Origin of the sequence: Methanomethylovorans sp., assembly GCF_050177135.1 — an archaeon.
In the GTDB taxonomy this organism is placed as follows: domain Archaea; phylum Halobacteriota; class Methanosarcinia; order Methanosarcinales; family Methanosarcinaceae; genus Methanomethylovorans.
The window spans coordinates 21,254-45,283 of record NZ_JBFXHJ010000002.1; the positions used below are offsets into that span (position 1 = coordinate 21,254).

The 24,030-nt window shown below is 43.8% G+C and carries 22 protein-coding genes; 12 read left to right on the forward strand and 10 right to left on the reverse strand.

Going from position 1 to position 24,030, the window contains the following annotated elements:
* Window positions 1–85 precede the first annotated feature (85 nt).
* The 4 genes from AB7U21_RS00455 to AB7U21_RS00470 are packed head-to-tail and all read left to right on the forward strand — an operon-like array spanning window position 86 to window position 4,984.
* Window positions 86–2,575 carry an oligosaccharyl transferase, archaeosortase A system-associated gene (locus AB7U21_RS00455; protein WP_333786683.1) on the forward strand — a complete coding sequence of 830 codons (2,490 nt, stop codon included), beginning with the start codon at window positions 86–88 and terminating at the stop codon, window positions 2,573–2,575.
* Window positions 2,576–2,625: 50 nt separating this feature from the next.
* A complete protein-coding gene (locus AB7U21_RS00460; RefSeq protein WP_333786682.1) occupies window positions 2,626–3,114 on the forward strand; it encodes a 3-isopropylmalate dehydratase small subunit in 489 nt (162 codons plus the stop codon).
* Between the two features lie 8 nt (window positions 3,115–3,122).
* Window positions 3,123–3,989 (forward strand): DUF7714 family protein, encoded by an 867-nt coding sequence (locus tag AB7U21_RS00465; RefSeq protein WP_333786681.1) that lies wholly within the window; start codon window positions 3,123–3,125, stop codon window positions 3,987–3,989.
* A complete protein-coding gene (locus AB7U21_RS00470) occupies window positions 3,986–4,984 on the forward strand; it encodes an isocitrate/isopropylmalate family dehydrogenase (protein WP_333786680.1) in 999 nt (332 codons plus the stop codon). The genes AB7U21_RS00465 and AB7U21_RS00470 overlap by 4 nt, the downstream gene beginning before the upstream one ends.
* A gap of 28 nt (window positions 4,985–5,012) precedes the next feature.
* Here AB7U21_RS00470 and flaJ read toward each other — a convergent pair whose 3' ends face one another.
* Genes flaJ through AB7U21_RS00500 form a run of 6 tightly spaced genes read right to left on the reverse strand, consistent with a single transcriptional unit; the run spans window position 5,013 to window position 11,359 of the window.
* Window positions 5,013–6,665, reverse strand: a complete 1,653-nt coding sequence (gene flaJ / locus AB7U21_RS00475) for an archaellar assembly protein FlaJ (protein WP_428386407.1) — start codon at window positions 6,663–6,665, stop codon at window positions 5,013–5,015.
* Between the two features lie 11 nt (window positions 6,666–6,676).
* Entirely contained in the window at window positions 6,677–8,335 is a 1,659-nt protein-coding gene (locus AB7U21_RS00480) for a type II/IV secretion system ATPase subunit (RefSeq protein WP_333786678.1), read from the reverse strand.
* A 17-nt stretch (window positions 8,336–8,352) separates the two neighbouring features.
* Window positions 8,353–9,048, reverse strand: coding sequence for an ATPase domain-containing protein (locus AB7U21_RS00485; RefSeq protein WP_292352286.1), 696 nt, complete (start codon window positions 9,046–9,048; stop codon window positions 8,353–8,355).
* Between the two features lie 15 nt (window positions 9,049–9,063).
* Window positions 9,064–9,591 carry a flagellar protein G gene (locus tag AB7U21_RS00490; protein ID WP_333786677.1) on the reverse strand — a complete coding sequence of 176 codons (528 nt, stop codon included), beginning with the start codon at window positions 9,589–9,591 and terminating at the stop codon, window positions 9,064–9,066.
* A gap of 54 nt (window positions 9,592–9,645) precedes the next feature.
* Window positions 9,646–10,080, reverse strand: coding sequence for a hypothetical protein (locus AB7U21_RS00495; RefSeq protein ID WP_333786676.1), 435 nt, complete (start codon window positions 10,078–10,080; stop codon window positions 9,646–9,648).
* Window positions 10,070–11,359, reverse strand: coding sequence for a FlaD/FlaE family flagellar protein (locus tag AB7U21_RS00500; protein ID WP_333786675.1), 1,290 nt, complete (start codon window positions 11,357–11,359; stop codon window positions 10,070–10,072). The genes AB7U21_RS00495 and AB7U21_RS00500 overlap by 11 nt, the downstream gene beginning before the upstream one ends.
* Window positions 11,360–11,534: 175 nt before the next feature.
* On the opposite strand from AB7U21_RS00500, the gene AB7U21_RS00505 reads away from it, so the two are divergent.
* Window positions 11,535–12,554 carry a methyltransferase domain-containing protein gene (locus AB7U21_RS00505; protein WP_333786674.1) on the forward strand — a complete coding sequence of 340 codons (1,020 nt, stop codon included), beginning with the start codon at window positions 11,535–11,537 and terminating at the stop codon, window positions 12,552–12,554.
* 228 nt (window positions 12,555–12,782) lie between these two features.
* Here AB7U21_RS00505 and AB7U21_RS00510 read toward each other — a convergent pair whose 3' ends face one another.
* The gene (locus AB7U21_RS00510; RefSeq protein WP_333786673.1) at window positions 12,783–13,841 is read right to left on the reverse strand and encodes a response regulator transcription factor; all 1,059 of its coding nucleotides are present in this window, start codon (window positions 13,839–13,841) and stop codon (window positions 12,783–12,785) included.
* Window positions 13,842–14,213: 372 nt separating this feature from the next.
* Here AB7U21_RS00510 and AB7U21_RS00515 point away from each other — a divergent pair, with 372 nt between their 5' ends.
* Window positions 14,214–15,518, forward strand: coding sequence for a PAS domain-containing sensor histidine kinase (locus tag AB7U21_RS00515; protein WP_333786672.1), 1,305 nt, complete (start codon window positions 14,214–14,216; stop codon window positions 15,516–15,518).
* A 73-nt stretch (window positions 15,519–15,591) separates the two neighbouring features.
* Here AB7U21_RS00515 and alaS read toward each other — a convergent pair whose 3' ends face one another.
* On the reverse strand, window positions 15,592–18,366 hold the full coding sequence (gene alaS / locus AB7U21_RS00520) for an alanine--tRNA ligase (RefSeq protein WP_333786671.1): 2,775 nt from the start codon (window positions 18,364–18,366) through the stop codon (window positions 15,592–15,594).
* A gap of 248 nt (window positions 18,367–18,614) precedes the next feature.
* Here alaS and AB7U21_RS00525 point away from each other — a divergent pair, with 248 nt between their 5' ends.
* The 3 genes from AB7U21_RS00525 to surE all read left to right on the forward strand — a co-directional run bounded on the left by AB7U21_RS00525 (window position 18,615) and on the right by surE (window position 20,274).
* Entirely contained in the window at window positions 18,615–18,890 is a 276-nt protein-coding gene (locus AB7U21_RS00525; protein ID WP_333786670.1) for a hypothetical protein, read from the forward strand.
* Window positions 18,891–18,980: 90 nt separating this feature from the next.
* Window positions 18,981–19,397, forward strand: coding sequence for a hypothetical protein (locus tag AB7U21_RS00530; RefSeq protein WP_333786669.1), 417 nt, complete (start codon window positions 18,981–18,983; stop codon window positions 19,395–19,397).
* A 91-nt stretch (window positions 19,398–19,488) separates the two neighbouring features.
* Window positions 19,489–20,274 carry a 5'/3'-nucleotidase SurE gene (gene surE, locus AB7U21_RS00535; protein ID WP_333786668.1) on the forward strand — a complete coding sequence of 262 codons (786 nt, stop codon included), beginning with the start codon at window positions 19,489–19,491 and terminating at the stop codon, window positions 20,272–20,274.
* Window positions 20,275–20,280: 6 nt separating this feature from the next.
* Here the strand turns inward: surE and AB7U21_RS00540 are convergent, their stop codons facing one another.
* Both AB7U21_RS00540 and moaA read right to left on the reverse strand, forming a co-directional pair.
* Entirely contained in the window at window positions 20,281–20,430 is a 150-nt protein-coding gene (locus AB7U21_RS00540; RefSeq protein ID WP_333786667.1) for a hypothetical protein, read from the reverse strand.
* A 2-nt stretch (window positions 20,431–20,432) separates the two neighbouring features.
* A complete protein-coding gene (moaA, locus tag AB7U21_RS00545; protein ID WP_333786666.1) occupies window positions 20,433–21,359 on the reverse strand; it encodes a GTP 3',8-cyclase MoaA in 927 nt (308 codons plus the stop codon).
* An 83-nt stretch (window positions 21,360–21,442) separates the two neighbouring features.
* Here moaA and AB7U21_RS00550 point away from each other — a divergent pair, with 83 nt between their 5' ends.
* From AB7U21_RS00550 to pspAB, 3 genes are all read left to right on the forward strand, one after another.
* Window positions 21,443–22,756 (forward strand): cobyrinate a,c-diamide synthase, encoded by a 1,314-nt coding sequence (locus AB7U21_RS00550; protein WP_333786665.1) that lies wholly within the window; start codon window positions 21,443–21,445, stop codon window positions 22,754–22,756.
* 61 nt (window positions 22,757–22,817) lie between these two features.
* Window positions 22,818–23,699: a zinc metalloprotease HtpX gene (gene htpX, locus AB7U21_RS00555; RefSeq protein WP_428386413.1), complete on the forward strand. Its 882-nt coding sequence runs from the start codon at window positions 22,818–22,820 to the stop codon at window positions 23,697–23,699.
* A partial coding sequence (gene pspAB, locus AB7U21_RS00560) for a PspA-associated protein PspAB (RefSeq protein ID WP_428386415.1) occupies window positions 23,699–24,030 on the forward strand: 332 nt, incomplete at its 3' end. The genes htpX and pspAB, both read left to right, overlap by 1 nt.

The following is a 24,030-nucleotide window of genomic DNA, read 5'->3' on the forward strand; positions in this document are numbered from 1 at the left end:
AAACTTACATGTACCATTTATCATTTTATCTTGAAAATAAGCGTCTACCTATCAGTTCAGTTGAGCAGGACAAAGAGTTGAATACATGACCAAAGATGAAGTTGTCAAAAGAGATCTGAAAGGAAGTATCCCTTATGCATTGGGGATCTTGATCTCATGTCTTGTAACGTTCTATATAAGGACCATCCCAAAAGCACAGGTTTTTGTAGCTGAGAACTTTGTAAGGTTCAGCGAGAACGATCCATGGTACCATCTGAGGAATATCGAATCAATACTGTCCAATTATCCTCACTTTTTGTGGTATGATGCTTATACCAAGTATCCCACAGGCACGAACCAGGTCTTTGCGCCCCTGTTCGATTGGTCCCTTGCAACAATTATATGGATATTAGGATTAGGAAACCCAAGCCAGGAACTAACACAAACTGTATGTGCATACTATCCTGCATTTTTGGCCACACTTGTAGTCATAGCCACATATTTTGTTACCAAATGGATATTTGACAGAAGAACAGGATTGCTGGCTGCTGTGCTGATCGCACTTGCACCCGGCCAGGTACTATCGAGGTCTATTATAGGCTTCAATGACCACCACATTGCAGAAGTTTTGTTCAGTACGATGACCGCAGCTTTCCTTGTCATGGCAGTGAAAGTTGCAAGGGAACACCCCCTCACATTCTCTAACCTTAAAAAGGCACCGTTTGAAACCATCAGACCTGTATTACCTTATTTCGTACTTACCGGTATTTCCATGGGACTCTACACTCTTACATGGAAAGGTGCACTTTTCTTCAGTCTGATCATTGGTCTTTACATTACAATACAGCATGTTGTGGACCACATGCACGGCAGGACCACTGATTACCTGGCAGTGGGCGGAGTGATCATTTTTGCAGTCACACTGCTGATGGTGCTGATAGCGCCTGAGATAGGAGGAACGAAAAGTACTCAAGGAAAGGCTTTGCTTGCAGGGATATTGGCTTTTCCGCTGTTCACGCTCCTGTCTACCGAAATGCAAAAAAGGAAAATGGACAGGAAGATCTATCCTCTGACCATATTAGCTGGTTTTGCAGCGGTCATACTGGTATCAAAGATCGTATCTCCCTCCTTATATACAATGCTCATTAGCGTATTTGGGTTCTTTAAGAGGACAGGTGGTGCCCTGACCATAGGAGAGGCAGCACCCCTTGATCTGTTCGATGGTTCGTTCTACTATTATTTTGCGGTCATGGGTATTGTTTCCATTATTGCACTTGCTGTACTGACCTATGAAGCTACAAAAAAGAAGAACACGCAGGAGAAAACAGTTCTTATAGTCTGGACATTCATGGTACTGTGGGCAATGCTGCAACAGAACCGTTTCTCCTACTACTACGCAGTGAATGCAGCAATACTAAGTGCATACCTTGGTGTCAGGTTCCTTGACCTTGCAGGCTGGAAAGACCTTAAACTGAGCAACCTGATGGCAACTGAAAAAGTTAAAGAAAAGTCTTCCGGCAAAACAAAAGAGACAACAACTCACAAGCTGAAACCCATTCACATCATATCGTTGATAATAGTTGTTGTCGTATTGATCCTCCCCAATTACAGCCTGGCAACACAACAGGCTCAGTACGCAGGGGGTCCTAATGGTTACTGGCTGGAAGCACTTAACTGGATGAGAATTAATACACCTGATCCGGGTCTTGATTTTTATGAGATATATGAAGCCCCTGCAAGCGGAGAGGTCTATCCATACCCGGATACAGCCTATGGAGTTATGTCCTGGTGGGACTACGGACACTGGATAGAGGTCATTGGACGCAGGATACCAAATGCAAATCCTTTCCAGCAAGGCATTGGCGGACGCAGGAACACTATTGCAGAAGAGAACCTTCCGGGGGCAGCTACGTTCTTTACCGCTCCTTCCGAGGAAGAAGCAACTGCAGTTCTTGAAGCCATCCATCCTGACGCCGATAAGATGGGAGCCAGATACATAGTATCAGATGTGGAAATGGCCACGGGGAAGTTCTACGCAATGGCCTCCTGGACACTGGATACTAACAATTATTATACGGCTGTGCAAACTGACCAGGGAGTAGTGACCGTTCCTTATGAGCGTTACTTCAACTCCATGGAAGCAAAGCTGCATATTTTTGACGGCAATGGTCTGAAGCACTACCGCATGGTCCATGAATCTCCCGGCACCAGCACACAGGGTCAGGAAATAGGGTATAAGAACGTGTACAACGTCCTTCTGGGTGGGAACATCAAAGAAGATAATACGGGTTATGTGAAGATATTCGAATACGTAGAGGGTGCCACGATCACAGGAACTGCGCCTGCCGGAGAGAGTGTGACCATCAGTACGACGATCAGCACCAGCCAGGGCCGGTCGTTCACATATTCACAGACAGCAACATCAAATGGGACATATGCATTCACAGTTCCTTATTCAACAGAAGGCCCTGTCTCCGGACAGACCCAATTTGATGTAGCACCCACAAAGCCATACCAGATCAGCTATGGCAGTGTGGTGGAAGAAGTAAAGGTCACCGAAACCGATATACTTCAGGGTAATACGATAGAGGTGTGAACTCCCGGATATACAAATAGCAACTGAGTAGCCAGCTTAAGGTGAAACATATGGAGAAGATCATCAAAGGAAGAACATGGGTCTTTGGAGATGACATCGATACAGATGTCATAATACCTGGAAAATATCTCCGTACTACGGATATGCAGGTCTTTGCTGACCATGCGATGGAAGGGATAGACCCTGATTTTTCTAAAAAGGTAAAGCCTGGAGATATAGTGGTCGGGGGTAATAACTTCGGTTGCGGCTCTTCAAGAGAACAGGCTGCATTAGCACTTAAATATGCAGGAGTGGCCTGTGTTGTGGCCAAGTCCTTTGGAAGGATATTTTTCCGCAACGCCATAAATGTTGGCCTTCCTCTGATGGAAGCCGATATACAGTGCCACGAAGGCGATGAGATAGAGGTTGATCTTGAAAACGGGAAGGTCACTGTTAACGGGAAAGAATATACGGGCAATAAACTGCCCGATTTCCTTCTGGAAATACTCAGTGATGGAGGACTTGTACCCCACCGCAGGGCAATGCAGGGGAAAAAATAGAGGTTGTAATGATATTCCCTGAAGAGTACAAGTACGTGGGAGTTACAAGGATCCATCCGGATGATGCACATGAAGAGCCGGTATATTTCCTTAGCCGCTATTTAATAGTAGAACAGGTCACTGATGTTGGCCGGGAATATTCCATATATCGGATTGAACATACCGGAGAGGAACTATTAAGGAAGGTCACAAAGATCGAACCCATAGCCTCTGGAGAACAGGTTATAAAATACGATAAAGAATTAAATATCAAAGATAGAAGGCTTCTTATAAAGACAGCTGCAGAAATTTGTGAAGCAAATGTAAATACAGTTATCTTCACAGGTTTTGATAAGCATGTGACGTTTGTACATGATCCCGACATCTCTGAAATAATCGATCTTGAAATAGTGGATGTGATCCCGCCTGAACCCTCCTGGCTTAGCCTGATGGTAAGAAGGCTTGAAGCAAGCGGCATCTTTGGGGATCTAAGCATACGGTTCAAAGAGAATATGAAGGATCTCAGGCAGTTCGAAGGAGAAAGAACTGTGTTCCCGTGTTCTTCATCAGGGCTTGAAGGAAAATGCCTCGACTCTGACATTATTACTGAAGACGGATCACTGCTTGTAGGTTGCGAGATCTCCAGAAAACTCTTCGAATCAAGGTTCCCTGGCCTTAAATATGATTTCATTAACATTTGCCCTTTCCGTTCTGATATTTACACGCCGCAAGGCCCCTTTGTGACACGGTGCTGCTTATCCGAAAGATCGGGCCTTGCTACAATAAATGGGATCAGAGGGGCTGTGGTCCACTGGGGAGCCTCGGAGTTCCAGGTGGCCTTAACAATAAGGGAACTTGTACAGCAGATCCGGAAAGAAAAAGGTGAAAGCAAATGAAAATTGCAGTGGTGGAAGGAGATGGGATAGGCAAAGAGGTAATACCTGCGGCTATAGATGTTCTTGATGCCCTTGCCCTGCCTTTGGAAAAGATACCTGTGGAACTTGGATACGGGAAATGGGAAAGGACAGGCTCTGCCATCACAGACGATGACCTCGATACCCTGAAGGAATGCGATTGTATCCTGTTTGGAGCTATTACAACACCATCTGACCCTGCTTATAAGAGCGTGCTCCTCACAATACGCAAGGAGCTTGACATGTATGCCAATATCCGCCCCATAAAACCTATAGATGGGATCATGGGTGTCACGGGGAGAAATGATTTCAACCTGGTGATAGTGCGGGAGAACACAGAAGGCATGTACTCCGGCATAGAAGAGATACATGAGGATGTAGCGTATACTAAAAGGGTTATTACCCGCAAAGGATCGGCAAGGATAGCTGATTACGCCTGCAAGCTTGCAAAAAGCAGGCAAAACCGTGTGGAGATAGTCCATAAATCCAACGTACTTAAATCTGACAGGTTATTCCTGGACGTGTGCCGTGAAACAGCCTCGTCCTATCATGTGGAATATCACGACACTTTGGTAGATTCCATGGCCTACAACCTTATCGTACACCCGAACAGATACGATGTCATAGTGACCACAAACCTGTTCGGGGATATACTTAGCGATATGGCTGCCGCCCTGGTTGGCGGGCTTGGGCTGGTACCAAGTGCGAACATCGGAAAAGAACATGCGTTCTTTGAACCCGTTCACGGAAGTGCTCCTGACATAGCCGGAAAAGGTATAGCTAATCCCATTGCTGCCATTTTGAGTATGAAGATGATGCTTGAATGGTATGAATTGACAGAACAGGCAAAAGTGGTACAGGATGCCATAGAATATAGCATAAACCAAAAAATGGTCACATCCGATCTTGGAGGCAAGGCCACCACAAAAGAAGTGGGAGAGGCCATTGCAGACCGTGTTCGACAACTTATTGATTGAATATACGGATTTTTCAGTTACATTTCTGTCAACTCATACCCAAAAGCGACCATATGGAAGCCTTCGTGATCACAGCCGTAATACCTGATATCCACACCATTATCACAAAGTCGATGGTAGCACTGAGAAGATGACCCCCGTCAACAACCCTGATCAGAAGTGCAGACATCAGAGAATGTGCAATCATGATGAGCAATACCATCAAAGACAATACTTCAACGTCTCCTATATTCGTATAGATAATCATGCCCATGGACATCCCCGCAGGCATTTCCACACTGGCGAACATACTCTGCATCAGGTCGATCACACCCACGGAGATGTACATCGTAAAACCAATTCCGGCAGTAAGACCGTAAAATACTCCCACAAGGCTCGATGCAGATTGAACCCTCTTTTTTCTTAGAGTCACTATCCTGTGGAAATTCGTAGCTATGATATCGCCTATGATCTCAGGCTTGCCTCCAAGGTTAGTTGACTCAACGAACATTACACAGAACCTCTGAATAAGATGACTGCCCGTATTTGCGGAAAAGAACTCCCATGATTTGAACTTGTCGATCCTGGTGTTTAGTCTCTTGTACAGCTCGTTCACATCTTTTGTAAGAGGACCAAAATCATGGATACGCAATGCTTTCAATGCTTCATCTATCACTCCACCCCTGGCACCTGCCGAGCTTCCAAGAGACCTGATAAAGGCAGGAAAATTCTCATCCCTGCGCCTGATACTTTTCTCGATCTTGCGGCACACCCTTCCTGTGTACACAAGAGGGGTCAAGCAAAGTGCAATAGCGATGGGTGTGACAATTTTTCCGTAAAGCAGAACAGCAATAGTAACAAGGATACATGCCCCTATAGAAATAGGGATCGAACGGTATAATTTGAGCTTATAGTCAGGAATTATGTGAGATTTGCTCCACAGAGGATCCTTCGGCACCTTACCTTTTGTGAACAGAAGCATCACAACATCCGTTATAATGAACGTTACTACCACCATTGACATGAGAAGTATTGCATCCATTCCTGTTATCACCGGCATGATAACGGCAAAAGATGCAAGGAATATAAGAGACATTACCAATGAAACGAAGAGTTCCTTGATGATCTCAACATTATACATAGCACTGTTGTACATGGATTCATATTCGTTCATGACAACATTCTGCTCCGCAAAAAGAAAGGCTTTTATATTCTCTCCTGACTGTAAACCATGAGCGAATCTGTCCAGAAAGTCCTCAAATATAACAGATGGTGTTCTCTTGGAAATGAACCTGCATGCTTCAGCAAGGCTCATATTCCACACAGTAACAAGATTGTAGATCTTTTTTGTTTCAGTGGCTAGCTCCTTATATTCAAGGTTATCGGAAACGATCCTTATTATATCAAGCCGCGGAGTTTCAGCGGTGGCAATGGAGCCCATTTGAGTGATATAATAATGCATGTTGTTATCAATGCGAGATGCTTGCCCCCCATAGATGGAAAGCGGGTAATATACTGCAAAGAGGATGCAAATTACAGGGATCATGATGGGAATAACCCTGGTGCTTCCCTCAAATAAAGTAGGTAGCGCAGCATAAAGTAAAAAGGAAAAGATAAAACCGAATGCTATGACAGGTATAGCGATCTTTTTCATGTAAGTTGTCGGTTCCACACCCATACAATGGAATGCCTTACTGTACATCACATACACCTTTATACTGAGAACGGTAAACCTTCAACACCATGTTTGTAGAAATTGACTATGACCTCCAGCACCTCATAATATTCCTCTATGCCCCTGGAACGCATTTCGTTCAATATCCTGGCACGTAGGAGCAGGTCCTGATAGATCTTACGTTTGTCATCGTAACCTAATTTTGTAGCGATCTTGTTTTCAAGAATGTAACTATTATTAAGTCCACGGAAGATATGTTTATCATTTTCAGGGTCCCACTGGAAAACAGCCCTTGTGACCACACCACCTGCTTCTTCATAATATCCTTCGATCTCCTCTATAGCAAGGCAACGCCTTAGGAACTTACCTTTCCTGTACACTGCAGAGAGGATCATGGCAATGTTCAGGTTATCGATGAAAGTCACAGGTACGTTAATAGGATCACCTGTAAGACGCTGTATCATCTTGGTAACTGCTGATGCGTGGAAAGTTGCCATTACAGGATGGCCCGTCTGCATGCCCTGGAAAGCTACTGCTCCTTCCACTCCTCGTATCTCACCCACAATGATATAATTAGGCCTTGAACGTAATGCGGCTTTCAGCAATACGAAAGTGTCTACTCTTGAGTCCACCGGCCCATCCTCACGTGTGATCAGCTGCTGCCATACAGGTTGTGGAGGTTGCACTTCTGCTGTGTCCTCTGCAGTGTATATTTTGGATTTTGGATTGACAAAGCACAGACATGCGTTCAGCATTGTGGTCTTACCACTTGCTGTTTCTCCACTGAAGAAAACACTCTGACCGTTCTCCAGACAGATCCACATGTAAGCTGCCATCTCGGCACTGAGGGCACCCCATTTGATAAGTTGTACTACGCTCACAGGGACCTCCATGAACTTACGCATTGTGAAACTGCTACCTCTGCGGCTGATATCAGGACTGTATATGATGTTGATACGTGAACCATCAGGCAGGGCACCATCAGCTATCGGGCGGGCATCACTTACAGGACGGCCTATCCGCTCACTCATACTGCGCAGCCAGCTATCAAGTCCTGCATCATCCCCAAAAGTGATATCCGTCTGAAGCATTCCGAAGATCTTGTGAACAATGAACACACCACTTACACCTATACTGTGGATATCCTCAAGATAAGGGTCCCTGATAATAGGCTCTATGGGACCTGAACCAATGATATTCCTTTCTATATAGTACAGTATCTTATTGTACTCCTGCTGACTCACTGGCACTTTTTTCTTCACAGGAATAAGTTTTTGTATGACACCTGTTCCTTTTGTGTCATCTTCGATGTCCCCTCCTGCACCCACGTCCACTGAACTGTTCAATAGTTTAGTGATCAGTTCTTTTAGATCTGCCTCAGATTGTGGTATGGGCTCCTTTGCAGATTTTTCAAGGATAAGGCTCATGATAGTGTCATACTTCTTCTTTTCCTTCTCCGATAGGCCAGGTTCTATGGTATAGTATTTGATCTCACCCATTTCAGGAGTACCATAAATATGGATGAAGATAGGGTCCCCCACAGGAAGGATGATATTGACATTATCAATTTCAATGTCCTTTGACAAGCTTACAAGGAATTGGGGCTCTGAATCTGAACCTTTTTCTTTCTTGAATTTCTCTATATACTCACCAAGATGAGGATTCCTTTGTATGGCTTTCTGGAAATCAGCATCCATTCACATAACCTCCTGTATCATGAAACAGAAGCTATCTCCACTACCAGACCAACCTTGGGTTCGATCCTGAAACCTATCATCTGTCCTACAGGCCCCTTAGCACCAGTGAACTTATTGACAACTACAGTCCTCTTGACCTCATTCGCCATGGGCCTTGACTTCAGCGTGATATATATATCGCAACTTGACCTGAACATAGAAGTTATTTCTTCGCTGAGCTGGCTGGGTTCTATTGTGAGAATGATCACTTTGCCAATACCATTGAGTTTCTTGAAGAAGGAGATGAGGTCCAGGCTTTTTTCAATGTTTGCACTGTATTTGATAAGGGATGATATTGTATCTATTATGATCACATCTTTATCGAAAAGTTCTTCTGCGCTCATTAGTCTTTCAACAAAGTCCAGACGGGATTTTGCAGCCTGAACAAGAGGAATGACAGGTATGTAAAGCAGGGTGCCGTTCAGAAGATAAGGTGCAATGGGATAGTCAAGAGAATACATCTGATTTATAAAACCCTTGGTAGTAAGCTGTGTAGAGACCAGAGTTACACTGGTCTTGTTCTCTATGAACCCATATGTCAGACGCTGGGTAATGGTACTTTTTCCCCCGCCACTACCACCTTCTATTACTACAAAGGAACCGGATGGAAAACCTCCGCCCAGTTTGTCATTGAACTCATCCCTGGAAATGCTAAATGGATAAACGTCTGCCAAATGTATACCTCACATTCATGTTATAAAACTCATCGACCCGGACTTTCCATTCTCAGCAGTGATATGAACACGATGATCACCATGACTAAGAGCTGATGACATTGTTACGTTGACGACCAGTACATCTCCCGGACGCCATACCACATCCCCGTCTATTACACTGCTTTGCACATCAGAAGGCTCTATGAGCATCCCATCGACCAGGATGGTAATAAACTCAGTATTAAGTTCAGAAACTCCTGTATTCTTTGCATAGAAAGTGTAGCGTTTCTCGTAACTGTTGTAAGGTACGATCTCTGGATCATTTATTATCGTAATATCTGTGCGGATCTGATCGGATAGAACTTTGTTTCCTAAATAAGTGGCTCCTGTAAGTGACTGAATATTTACGGAAAGAACAGCAACAACACCCATCGCTATGATAACAGCTGCTATGAAGAATATCATGTGGGTAATTGCAGTTTCACCTGCCTTGTCTGCAGAGAACTTACTGAATTGTCGTGTACTGAACACTGTTCTGTCAACCTCAGGATGATCAAACATATAGAAGAATAATATATTATTATTAGTATATATTGATTCCTAGAGCATCTGGCCTCAAATGTTATACGAATAATAATCGCAGATCCCGTTCTCAGTAACTACTTTTAACCTATGGTCACCAAAACCTGATAGATCATAGATGTTTAAGGCGACAGAGGTTTGTGGAGTCCATGTGGTGGTAGCATTTGCTGCAAGTGAATAAGGCTTATAGACACCATCAACGAGTACCTCTAGTTCATCCGACCTCAAAGTTTCACTGCCCGTATTTAGAACCTCCAGGGACAGCTGGTAAGTCGAATTGTGGATAATAGCACTTGAACCAACGATCTGCACATCGGTATGCAATTTCTTATTAATAAGGGAATAATGCTCATCAGCAGAAGACGATAGCAAGTCATTAGAAGAACTGATAGTGGTATATGACATTGTGGCCATGATCATTACAGACACAAAGAAAATGGTCAATACAACGGATGTCTCAAAGCCCATATAATTCCTCCAGTCCGTGCTTTACCTTTGACATCTCCCGATCAACACTGCTCAGCATGTTCTTGTCTATCTTGCGGCCACATAACCGTTCTATAAAAAGCAGGGATTTAGTGTGGTCCTCTGGGAGAAGGCGCCATGTAGGCTTCTCTACATAATAGTCGATCCCTCTTGCATAGGCCATTATATCCGACCGGACATTATCGCTTATCCAGCCGATATCAACATAATAGTCAAGAGCATCCATCAAATTGTTCCTTCCTACCCTTTCCATAAGGAACTCTATCCAGTTAAGGAGGACAACGACACTTGTGGGATCCTTGCGTATGGCATCCAATCTTACAAGAGGATTTTTCTCCTGAAGTTTCTCCGGATCATTTGGATTTGATCCTTCTGAGGGGATATCCTGAGATAAAGATGTAGAAATCTGATTTTTTAGTGTTTTAGCCCCATTTTTCTCTATATCTTCAACTCTCAGAGAGATTTTACTGATCGTTTCTGAGAGCTCAAGAATGTTATTATCCACCAGAATATTTTTTTCAGTTAGCTCCTTTGTCTGTTCAGAAAGATTATTGATGCTTTCGTGCATCATAGCCATTGCATCTGCAAAAGCATCGAACTTTGTTTCCATATCCTTTATCTTTTCACTAACCGAGTCTATAGCTCCTGAAGAACTTATGCGCTGCGAAAAAGAATCTAGATCGTTCTTCAGCATCACAAGCATATTACCTAGTTCATTGATCCTTTTTTCAGTCTTGTCGAACCTTTCCAGGGTTGCCCTCCCTCCGGCATCATCACCTACAAAAGGGTTCACCTGGTTAGAAACGATCTCGTATAAAGATAGCAATTCGAGGATGTTCTTATCCATCTTTGCCACTGTTTTGCTTACTTCTTCATTCTCCTTCTGCACCATTGAGAGGCTAACTTCTGCTTTTGCAATTTTACCCTCTATCTCCTTTATTTTCTTATTATTAGCTTCCAGTGCCGCGGCATCAACAGATGGCTTCTCTGCAGGAGTTTGCATCCCAGGAGGAAAACCACCAAGTGGACCAGACTGACCGGGTTTTTGAGGAGAGGAAATACCCGGAGGCATTCCAGGAGGGGAAATACCACTCTGGGAGTGAGGCATCCCTGCTGAGAGATCAGGTACTAGGCCAAGACCAGGAGGAGCATTGGAAAACGGATCAGAGTTACCACTGAATGGAGAATTGGTCGATTTATTTTTACCTCCTTTTTTCAGAAGAGAACTTATGTTCTTGATCTTGTCGCCAAGCCCTGCCATCTTAGACCTTTAGGATTTGCTTGAATTCCACATTGTAACATGCATTCAGACTGCTATAGTGCTGATATGTATGTCCTCAATATTATATAATTATATTCCAAGTAAAAGCACATTAAGCAGTTCTTTGCAGACGGATCGGTTTAAATGTATTAAGACCCTTAATGATTTGATCCAGGTGACACGAAAAAAGAATTTTGAAAAGCGATTATTTTCTGATAAAGATGGCCTGCGCTTTGCAACACCATGGCCAGTGGCTGCATATAGGGCAAAAAGACTCAAATGCTCCAGTCTTGCGGACATAAGCTGTGGAATTGGAGGACAAACAGTATATTTTGCACGAGAGTGTGATATTGTATATGCCATTGAGATCGAACCTGCTAAAATAGAGCTTGCCAGAAAGAACTGCAGGCTGTTTGGTTTGGACAATGTGGAATTCATTTGCGGGGATGCGCTCTCAGAGGATGTGCTTGAACAGATACCTGCAGTGGATGTTGTATTCTCTGATCCTGCAAGAGCTGCAACAGAAGATAAGCGTGACATATATAATCTGACTCCACACATACCTGACGTACTGACAGCATATTCCGAAAAGACAAGTAACTTTGTTTTTGAGGCACCTCCTCAATTGCCCCCTGACAGAATAAATTTTGATTGTGAGCTTGAATACCTTTCCCTGGATGGAGAACTTAATCGGCTGGATCTGTATTTTGGAAGGCTTAAGTCCTGCAGCAGATCTGCACTTTCCTTGCCTGGATCAATAAAACTGTGTGGAAAAACCGGGCATGTTGAAGAGATCGAGATGGTTGATGTAAAAAAACCCGGAAGATACCTGTATGAGCCCGACCCATCCGTAGTAAAAGCTGAGTTGCTGCCTGAACTCATTACAGAACTTAAAGAAGGAACATCTATCTTCCGAATGGACAACAAACGTTTGATGCTGACCTCAAATACTCTTGTGGACCATCCCATAATAAAGAACACCTATACAATGGTCTTTAGTGTCGAGTTCGTACCTGAGACCATAAACAGTGAGCTTAAAAAACGAAGATATGGTAAGGTATTACTGCGAGCAGAGGTAGATCCCGCTATGTATTGGGATATTCGCAATAAACTTGAAAGGGACCTGAAAGGAGAAAGGAAGGCAATTCTTTTTGCCAGAGAAAAAATAGCTTACATCTGCGAGAAGATCCAGTGATCCTTACTTAATTTATTGAGTCTGATTTTTAAGAACACACCGGATGGATATCACATACGTACCCGTCTTCCTTAAAGGAAATTCGCAGTATACTGGTATTTATTCCAGTAAATGAGTGTTGCGCATGTTTCCATAAGAGCACCTTCTGACTTTAATTATTAGTAAATAAGAGAGAAGAGTTCTGGCTCTTTGATCGATTTATTTAATAGTAACTAAAATTTGCCTTGATCACTCTTCTTCAGTCCAACCAAATCTACGCATTACCATCCTAATCCTGGCATTTACCTCACGCTTATCAAAAGGTTTGGCAATGTAATCATCAATTCCCAATTCCATGCCTCGTACCTTGTCTTCTACAGCGGTCTTTGCAGAGATCATTATCACAGGGATATTAGCGGATGTTGCGCTTTGCTTGAGATGTTCCACGACTTCGTATCCGTCCATATCAGGCATCATTATGTCAAGGAGGATCAGGTCAGGGCGCTCCCTCAATGTGGCTTCGATGGCTTGCTGTCCATTATATGCTACAACAAAATCATAGGGCTGATTCGAAAGTGACAGCTGCAGAAGATCGGGTATGTCCGGTTCATCATCTACAATGAGGATCTTGAGACGACCTCTCATTAACTTCTTCTGTATATATTCAAAGGATAATTTCCCATCTTCAACATGGAACCTTGCATCCAGAGTCTTCATTCCGATCTCTGCATGGATCTCACCTATGTTTGTAAGCTCCACGATTATCTCAAAGAAAGATTTAATAAGAGCTTCTGATTCATCTTTAAGAGTATCCTTTCCTAATATGGCAACAATGGAACCATTCTTCTCTGAAACTTTTGTGCGGACGAAATTGATGAAACTTTCCACCACCTGCATATTATCTGTGCCCAACACGGTCATGCTGTCGATCACTAGAACCGAGCCTGGGAATTTATCAAATAATTGTACCACATGAGAAGCTATCTTAGTGTGATCAGATGGGGAAGAGAAATAGAGAACACCCTCAGAAGGCTCTTTACCCGGAGGAAGCAAGTCTATGAAAATTATACGCTCCTTATCAATATCGTATTGGTATTCCTGAAACGTCCCTATAACTTTATTCCAGGGGGTTTTCAGGCAAAGCCAGACCACTTTTTGTTGGGGATCGCTTTGCAGCAGATCATACACATAAAAATAAACAATACGTCCTACAGCAACATCTACGGGAGCCAGGAAAAGAACAGTTTTTGACCTCAGGCCCTCTCTTAAAGCATAAATAATGTCGTGTGTTTCGTCCGCATTCATCATATTGACCTTGTCTAATATAATAGTAAATATTTGTTTCGTTCTCATATTAAACTTTGGTACTCTGCTCTGTTACACTATATAATAATAGCATTAAAAATATAAACTATGAATACAATATGAAGTATACTTTCCAGTGAATGCTGGAATGTCGGGCAAAACAATATAAAGATATGATCAGCGATCCCTAGGGGACCCTGATTTTCATAAGTAGTGAATTGCGTATCATAAATGTTCGGCAAGAATTGTAGGTTGGCATCTTCCGAATTATGTGCATTGATATTGGAAAAGAGGTTATTATTACTGGTTAGTGTCACTTTTTTAACGGGAATTTTAGTTGCTGCCTCTTATACCATCCAAAAGTATTTAACTGAAATGCAAACCAAAGAATCTTTAGCCTTCACGACTCCTTTGATAATTGCTGCCTCATTGATAGCATACACCATAATCATATTTTCCCTTCCACAGATCAAGATGCTTAAAAAAGGATCTGATGAACTAGATGAAGACAATATCAATTACCTCTTTGATGTGAAAAACAGCATGGCAAGTGGGGTTTCGGATACTTGCGTTCAAATTGGAACATATATGCAAAAACTCGTTAACGAGATAGAGGAAACATCCAGAAAAGTATTGGAAACCCGAAACTACCTGAACTTAATAACAATTGCAACCCATGATGCCATTTTTGTAACAGATGACATGGGTAAGATAGAATATGTGAACGAAAGTTTTGTGGATCTTTCCGGATTTGTGGAAGATGAAATAGTTGGAAGGCATATGAACACTTTTTTCTCTCCACATGAAGATTGCTTGTTCCGGCTGGGACGGAATAATACACAAAATTGTGAAAATAAGCAGTTAGATACCAATCTGCTCTTAAAAACGGGAACTATGAAGCATGTTTCAATAAGATATGGACATGTGGAACTCTATTCTACGAAAAAACTTGTTTGTGTGATAAAGAATATCAAAGAGGTACAAAAAATTGATGAGATAAAAAACAACATCGTTTCTAATATATCACATGAACTGCGCACACCTTTGACCATAGTAAAAGGGTTCATAGAAATAGCATCAGAAGAGGAGAACAGAGAAAAACGTAACAAATACCTTCAGAAATCCCTGGAGGCCTTAAAAAGACAAGAATGGATGATAGAAGATCTGTTAGAAGTCGCTATGAATGAAGAAGACATTAAATCGAGAGTATATGATTGTGTACATTTACACGATGTTGTGGAGAAAGCTGTCGAGAAAGTGATATCAAAGGCTCGGGAAGCTGACATCGATGTTAAGAATATGATCAAACGTGGAATGTGTGTAAAAGCTGATCCGGATAAACTTTGTTATGCTATGACCAAGCTTCTGGACAATGCAATTAAATTCAATCACCCCGGAGAGGATGTGATCATAGAGGCAGCATCTTCTGAAGAGCTCATAACTGTAAAAGTTGTAGATAGAGGTATAGGGATATCGCCTGAAGACCTGGACAGAGTATTCGATCACTTCTACCAGAGAGACGGCAGCAGTAAGAGAAGATATGGAGGAAATGGTCTTGGCCTCACCGTTGCCAAACGTATCATTGAACATCATGGAGGGAAGATATGGGTGGAGAGCGAGAAGAACAAAGGAAGCACTTTTTTCTTTACCTTACATGGGTTTACCAGAAAAACCTTGTGACATTAACAACATGAACCTTCTTGTAGAAAGAGAGGTGATAGAAAATACCTATCACCGTGTCAGAGCCCCAATTTTAAACTTTGAGAGAAGCTTTGATCATAGAAATGCCTTTTTCCATGGCCTCGGCAGCTTTAGAGGTGTCTGCGCCGCCACCGCGAGCCATGTCCGGCCTCCCTCCGCCACCGCCTCCTACTATCTTGGACATTTCACGTACAACCTTTCCGGAATCGGCTCCTTTGCCAATAGCTTTTTTGCCTGCTGCAGCAACGATCTTAATACCCTCGAAATCACTGATAAGGAGAGCCATAACGTCATCATCCTGAGTTAGCTCACCGGCGATCTTGACGAGTTCATCGGTATCAGCATGATCCACATGCTGTGCAACAAGCCTCAAACCACTAAGATCCTGGGCCTGACTGGACATCTTTACCACACGCAACTGCGCCATCTCTTCCTTTAGCCTTTCATTCTCTTTTTTGAACTCTTTCCATTCGCTGAAGAAACGGTCGATGGTCACAGGAAGCTGCTCCGGAAGCACCCGTAGGGCTTCAGAGGCAGTCGTCAGATAATAATCCGTTTCCTGAATGGCCCTCACAGCTGCCATACCTGCAGCATACTCAATACGTTCCACACCATCCTGGATGCGCTCTGTCTTTAGCACTTTAATGGGCCCCACAAGACCAGTGTTACTACAATGAGTGCCAGCGCATGCTTCTATATCATCAGCTACTTTCAGCACGCGGATCATATTCCCTTTAGGAACACCTCCCTGATAAAGGCCGAAGCCATACTTTTGTTCAGCCTGGTTCCGTTCCATCCATTCAGCAGTAACCCTCTGGTTATCCATGACAGTCTTATTTGCAAGAAGCTCGATCTGGTTAAGCTGCTCTTTTGTGATACGCTTGTAATGTGTGATATCGAGACGGGCCCTGTTTTCTGTTTTCTGGGCACCTGCCTGCCAGATATGATCACCAAGTACCTTTCTCGCAGCATCGTTGACGATATGAGTGGCTGTGTGATGGCATGCATGCGCCATGCGGCGGTCCTTATTAACACGGCCTGTCACAATGTCACCCTTGCGCAGATGAAGCTGATTCTCCATAGCGTCTATCCGGTGAACTACTACACCTTTTACGATCTGGACATCCACTACGTTCAGCACCACATCTTCAAGTACAAAGGTACCGTGATCTGCAGGCTGTCCACCGCCCTCAGGATAGAAAAGAGTGCTATCACATACAATATAATTGTCGAAAAGATCAAGGACAACAGCCTCGAAATCCATCCTGTTGGGTTCATCATAGAATAACTTCTTGGTAGAAGGAAGACGGGAGACGCGTTCAGCATAAGGGAATACCTTTTCTTCTTTTTCCTCTGCCTTGCTATGCCTTCCTGCCACAAGGGAATAGAAATTATCCGGAAGGTCTACTGTGACACCTTCTTCTGCAGCGACATCTTTTGATACTTCAGGCGGGATGCCATGAGTATCATACATCTCGATGATCTGCTCCAGAGGCATTTTTTCCCCGGTCTGCCTGTAGTGCCTGGCAGACTTACTGATCATTCTCCTGCCACGCTCCAGAGTTTCCTGGAACTTGATCTCTTCATGATGGAGGATATCTTCTATCACTTCGAACCTTTCAGCGAATTCCGGATATTCCGGCAGGTTCTTTATATGCATTTGTACGATCTCGCTAAGAGGGATCGAAATATTGAGATCCTTCATCATACGGAGTGTCCTTCTAAGCACCAGTCTCGCCAGGTACCCTGCCTTTACATTGGAAGGGATGATACCATCTCCAAGCATAAAAGTAAGACATCTGCTGTGGTCAGTGATAGCATATACGGTTTCCACGGGTTGCATTATGGCTGCAAGCTTTTCAGCTGTGGTCCCTATACTGGAAGCCACTTGCCTGCGCAGTTCCATAAGGTTTGCCTTTTCACTCACATCCATGAGCCCTGCAAGCCTTGCATTCTGGGCAAGGATGTTCGCATATTCGGGATCCGCAAGCTCATGTTCAATACCAGCGAGATCCATAAGCTCTTTGACGATATTGGGGAATATCGCATCGTAAATAGTAGGAGAACCTTTAGAAGCCCAGACGAAACGTTCAAGACCATAGCCAGTGTCCACAATATAATTGTCCATCTTGCGGTACATCTCACCTTTTATTTCGATGGGTCCGTCCTTTACCTGTTCCAGATCCATGAACACAAGGGTGGCAACTTCCAGGCCCCCAACCAGAGTTTCCACACATGGGCCCGCATTTCCACCTCCTGCCCACGGCTCTTCCTTATAAGTAACTGCCATGGGGTCCACTCCCAGAGAATTCAACAGTTCATCACAGAGTCCCACTGTCCTGTCCTTCCAATATATTTCAGCATTCGGCTTGTTGAATGCATGATGGGCCATCATCTCGAAGGTTGTAAGATGGCGGCCACTCCTGCCTACCGCATCCAGATCAGAAAGCCTGATGCACGGCTGAGATATCGTAAGAGGATTATAAGGAGGAGCAACCTCACCGGATGTAACGAATGGCTGGAAATCTGCAATAGATGCGATCGTAAGGTATATATCATCCCTCCAGCGAGCCACCACAGGATATCTGCTCATTCTGGTATGACCTCTTTCCTCAAAGAAATTCAGGTAATATTCCCTCATTTCTGCCAGATCGAAACTCTTTTTGAACACAGGGTTGCCTATAAAAGAATAAGGGTCACAGGGTGCATCACCACATGTGGCCCTTTCAAGGTCCCGGGTCCAGAAGAACTTGCCACATTTAGGACACTGTTTCCTGACAAAACCGTTATCCTTGAAAAAATCAAGCTGATATTCATCTTCAAGCATAATAATACCATCTGATAATTGAAACGCGTTTTTACCATATCACCTATCTTTCAAGGCTTAAAAACATTTCTTATGGACATCCATATGTAGGAATGAAAGATCGTATGTGAAACAAGTTGGATCATTGCAAAAATAGTTATCAGTAAATTGTTTTTGAACATATAAAAGATAATCATGAACATAGTATGCAAAATAAGGCCATCATACTTAAATGCGTGAACACATGTATCTCAGTGTAGTGATGGCCGATGGAAGCAAAGAGATACATGTCACTGGTTTTTAGAGGAATAGTTGAAGAATATGACAATGCCGGTGTAAGACCCTCCGTATTTATGGATGGCGACGGAAGTTTACATATCTACCTGTGTGACTGCATTATTCCAGATGAAGAAGAGAACTATGGTTCTGAAGTGGATTATTCCTATCAGGTCAACGGTGGACAGTTCGTTGAAACCGTGTGCACACCAAAGAGCATAGAACCCATAAGAACTAAAACCGTCATGGAAGAAGACTGGTCTGAATAAAGGTACTCATAAAGAGCCAATGAATAAATTGCATTGGCAACTGATGTTGACACATCACTGCAAATACCTTCTGATCTGCGATGTGAAAAAATGGATTATAGAAAATTTACCCGTGTCCTTAAAAACGCCAAACAGGTTTACCGGGAAGACTACGTCAAAAAACTTTTCAAGTCTGCACATTATGATATCGGGCTTTTTGAAGAGCAGCTGAGCGATTTCAATGGGAGCCTGACATATGGGGAGAACAGGAAAGCTAAAGAATATATGGACAGGACCATTATTGCCCAGGTGCTTGATGATGCATCATTGCTGCTGGAGATCATAAGTAATAATCCCAAGATCCCCACTGAACAAAACCAGGAAATAGAAGCCATCATTGGCAGGCTGGAAGAGATGCGTGATGAGATAGAAGTCCTTGAAGAAGTAAAAATGATGGCCCAGATGCAGGAAAAGGAAGAGGATCAGGAATCTGAAAGAGGACCTAGAAGAATGTATGTAAATGTGTGAAGCGCATGATCTGATCACCTTTTCCTAAATCAAACTGTTTTGCCAGTTCCCATGGATTAATTTTAAGGCAAGGTCTGACAAAGATGGACCTATGCCAAAGATATTGCTTACAAACGATGATGGCGTATACTCTGCAGGTATCCGCGCAGCATACCGAAGTGTACAGGATATAGGAGAAGTAACTGTATGTGCACCTTCCATGCAGCAGAGTGGAGTGGGAAGATCGATCTCCATTTTTGAGCCTTTGAGGATAAACCAGGCTACTATCAATGATATGAATGTTTATGCCGTTGGCGGCACCCCCACTGATTCCGTAATACTTGGAATATTCGCTGTGATGAAAGAAATGCCCGATCTCATTTTATCGGGATTCAATATTGGCGAGAACATTAGCACCGATACGATCACCACATCCGGAACTATAGGTGCTGCCCTTGAGGGAGCCAGTTATGGGATACCTGCTATTGCTGTTTCGATACAGGCAAAGGAAGAAAAGGATAAATTCGATGATAACTGGGAATATGACCACGATTTTGAAGTTGCGGTTAAGATCGTGAACAGAATAGCAAAAAATGTAATAAAATTCGGATTACCTGAGCATGTAGACCTGTTAAATGTAAACATCCCTCATCAGGTAAAAGAAAATACTGAAATAGAGATTACACGACTTGCCAGAAAGGTCTTCAGAACAGCTGTTGAAGAAAGACATGATCCAAGAGGCAAGCCCTATTATTGGATAGCAGGAGATCTGATTATGGAAGAGGAAAAAGGTACCGATGTACATGCCGTTTCACAGAAAGGACATGTTTCTGTCACCCCCATCTCCCTGGATTCCACTTCACCTATTGACTTTTCAGAAATAGAACACCTGCTCTGAGCAGGCTTATCTTTTTATTTTCAACACTATCTCACTACAGTCGTCCCCCACATCTTTCAATGTGCCGACTGCACCGACCACGGCACCTGCAAGGATCTTCTGTACAAAGTTATTGATCTCTACATCCTTTCCATCAACTGTTAATTTCACTTCCATGATCATATCTCCTTTTGTTTTCTGTAATATGGGATCCTTCTGCTTACTGCAAGCCTGAAAAGATCGGGCATGTCCTCCACAGAGGCATGAGAAACATCCACAAGATTATCGTTTACAAGCAGACAGGGACGAAGTTTTCCATCCGACGTTACACGCAGCCTGTTGCAGTTGGCACAGAACTCGGTGTTATCCACAGGTCTGACGAATTCAACCTCAGCACCATCGATAAGATATTTTTTTCTGTGATGCAACTCTCTGACCTGGACACATCCTGCCTTCAGTTCAAGTTCTTTTTCGATCTCGTCCACATCTACATGATAACAGGCTACATCCCTGAAATCCATGAGCTGGATAAGCTGCAATATCACTTCCCCCTGGAATTCCCTTGCAAAGGAAAGCATGTCCTCGACCTCAGATTCATTGACATCTTTAAGCAGGACCATGTTCAGTTTCACCGGGGTGAGGCCAGCATCAACTGCAGCATGGATGCCCTCTATAACCTTCCTGAACACACCATCCTTACACTTGGTTATATGCCTATAGCTTCCCTCATTCAATGAATCAAGACTTATGTTCACCCTGTCAAGACCCGCATCCTTTAGAGACTGTGCACGCTCCCGGAGCAGGACGCCATTGGTCGTCATAGACACATCCTTAAGAGGAGGTAATGAAACAAGTATGTCCTCCAGATCATTACGTAACAGTGGCTCTCCACCCGATATCTTGAGCCTGTTGACCCCAAAGCCTGCAGCAACGTGCACTATATTGGAAATAGCCTCCACTGACATCTCTCCTGCAGTACCCTTACTACCTTCGTTATGGCAATAGATACAATTCAGATTGCATCTGTCAGTAACAGACATCCTCAGGCTCTTTATGGTACGCCCATAAGCGTCCGTGAGGAATTCCGTTTTGTGTGGAGCGTTCATAAATGCATATATCCCTTTTAAAGGCCTTTGAGCGGTTTAAACGGACATAATGATATATATAAGTTACATACACAGTAAAACTCATGACAAAAGCGGTACTGATAGCGGGAACTAACAGCGGTGTTGGAAAAACCACAGCCTCCATGGGACTAATGGCTGCACTGGTCAAAAGAGGCATGCAGGTCCAGCCCTATAAGGTCGGCCCGGACTATATCGACCCATCCTACCATACAGCGATCTGTAAAAGAGCATCCCGTAACCTGGATACCTTCATGATGGAAGTGGAAGGTGTGAAAAGGGAAGTTGCCCGTACTTCCGGCGGTTCGGATATCTCGGTCATCGAAGGTGTGATGGGACTTTTTGACGGCATGGATTCCACCGAGGTTGCCAGTTCTGCACATGTAGCTAAATCCCTTGATGTGCCCGTGATCCTGGTGGTAAATGTGCATGGGATGTCACGCAGTGCCGCAGCTATTGTAAAAGGATATTCAGAGTTTGATCCCGGCGTGGAAGTCGCAGGCGTGATACTCAACAAAGTAGGAAGTCCAAGACATGCAAAAATGATCCGGGATTGCATTCCTGACATACCCATTGTGGGAGCACTTCCGCGTAACAAGGATATAAGCGTACCTTCCCGGCATCTGGGACTACACATGGCCTTTGAATGTGAGTTCGATACCGGTGAGCTTGCAGGGTTCATAGAAGAGAATGTTGATCTGGATGCCATTATAGGGCTGGCCAGGGAACCTAATACGGATGCCTACGAGGAGAAAGAAATTCCAGAAACAGACCTGAAAATAGGAGTGGCAATGGACAAAGCATTCTGCTTCTATTATGCTGACATGTTCGATGAATTCAGGAGAAACGGTGCGGAAGTTGTGTTCTTCAGCCCCATGGCAGGAGAATTACCGGATGTTGACGGCATGTACTTTGGCGGAGGTTATCCTGAATTGTATCCGTGCGAACTTGAAGCTTCTGCAACTACGAAAGCCTTAAAGGACCTTTCAGCAGATGGGATGCCCATATACGGGGAATGCGGAGGATTGCAGTATCTTTCCACCTCATATGAGATCGATGATGTTACCTATAAGATGGCTGACCTTTTCTCGGCACGTACAGTGCTTACAAAGAAGCTCCAGGCCCTGGGATATACGGAAGGCTACGCCCACGGAGCGTTCATAAAAGGACCAGTGCGCGGACATGAGTTCCATTATTCCGTTACATATTGTGATAACGATGCCCGGCTTACGTTTGAGATGAAACGCGGCAAAGGAATTAAAGACGGATGGGATGGCATTGTGGAGCACAATTCTCTGGCATGTTACCAGCACGCCCATCCTGTGAGCTTCCCTGTAAAGGCTTTTGTGGACATGTGCAGGGAATATAAGCGCAGTTGATATATGCAGATGACAACATCCAAGAGATTAAATCACACATGATTCCAAAGAGGTATACTCCATGAGAAAATGGAAACATGATATAGGATTGGAGAGCAGGATGCTCTTTACCATGTTCTTGCTGGGAGCTGTGTATCTGCTCTTCCTGGTATTCCTGGCCGCTAATGGGGCAGATTCCATGTTCATACTCCTGTTCGCAGGAGTAATGATGTTCGTACAATACTACTATTCTGACAAGATGGTATTGTGGACGTCGGGAGCCAGAATTGTATCTGCAAGCGAGGAGCCTGAACTGCACGAGATCATCACACGGCTGTGTGCGATCGCAGATATCCCGGTGCCAAGAATAGCTATCATGAATACTATGATGCCTAACGCTTTTGCCACCGGCAGGAACAAAAAGAACGCAGTTGTTGCCGTTACTACAGGGCTTATGCGAAGCCTTGACCGGGAAGAACTTGAAGCCGTGCTGGGACATGAACTGACCCACATAAAGAACCGGGATATGACAGTACTGACCATAGCCAGCTTCCTTTCAACTGTTGCTTTCTTCATCGTAAGATACGCCCTGTACTTTGGTGGAGGCGGCAACAGGCGAGAAGGAAATGGAGGACTCATAGTAGTGTGGATAGTTTCCTTGATCGTGTGGGTGATAAGCTTCCTTCTCATACGCGCTCTTTCAAGATACAGGGAATTCTCTGCTGACAGAGGTGCTGCAATTATAACCGGGAAGCCATCCAAGCTCGCATCCGCCCTTATGAAGATAAGCGGTACGATGCAGAGAGTGCCATCTGAGGACCTAAGGAAAGTTGAAGGCATGAACGCCTTTTTTATTATCCCTGCAATATCCGGCTCTTCCATCATGCAGCTCCTATCCACACACCCTTCTACGGAAAAGCGCCTAGCAGCACTTGAGAAATTAGAAAGGGAGCTGGAGTTCTGATGGGAATTCTGGACACGATACTTGGAAGGAGCAAGCTCCCAAAAGCAAAAACTGACAGATTGTTTGCCATTTCCACGGCAAGCATCACTCTTGAAACAAATCTGGGAATTAAGCCCGCCACTGTGGCAGGAATATGTTTTAAACCCATTGAATCATCCCGCTACGAGACAGCGCGCACAGAGATAGAGGATCTCTTAAGATACAGTTGTCAGGAAACCGGAACATCATACAGGCTCAAAAAGGATGAATACAACTTTTTATGGGCCATCCTGGAAGACCCTGATTTTGAGGACATTGTCACTAACATACATCTTGTAAGCCAGACGATGAT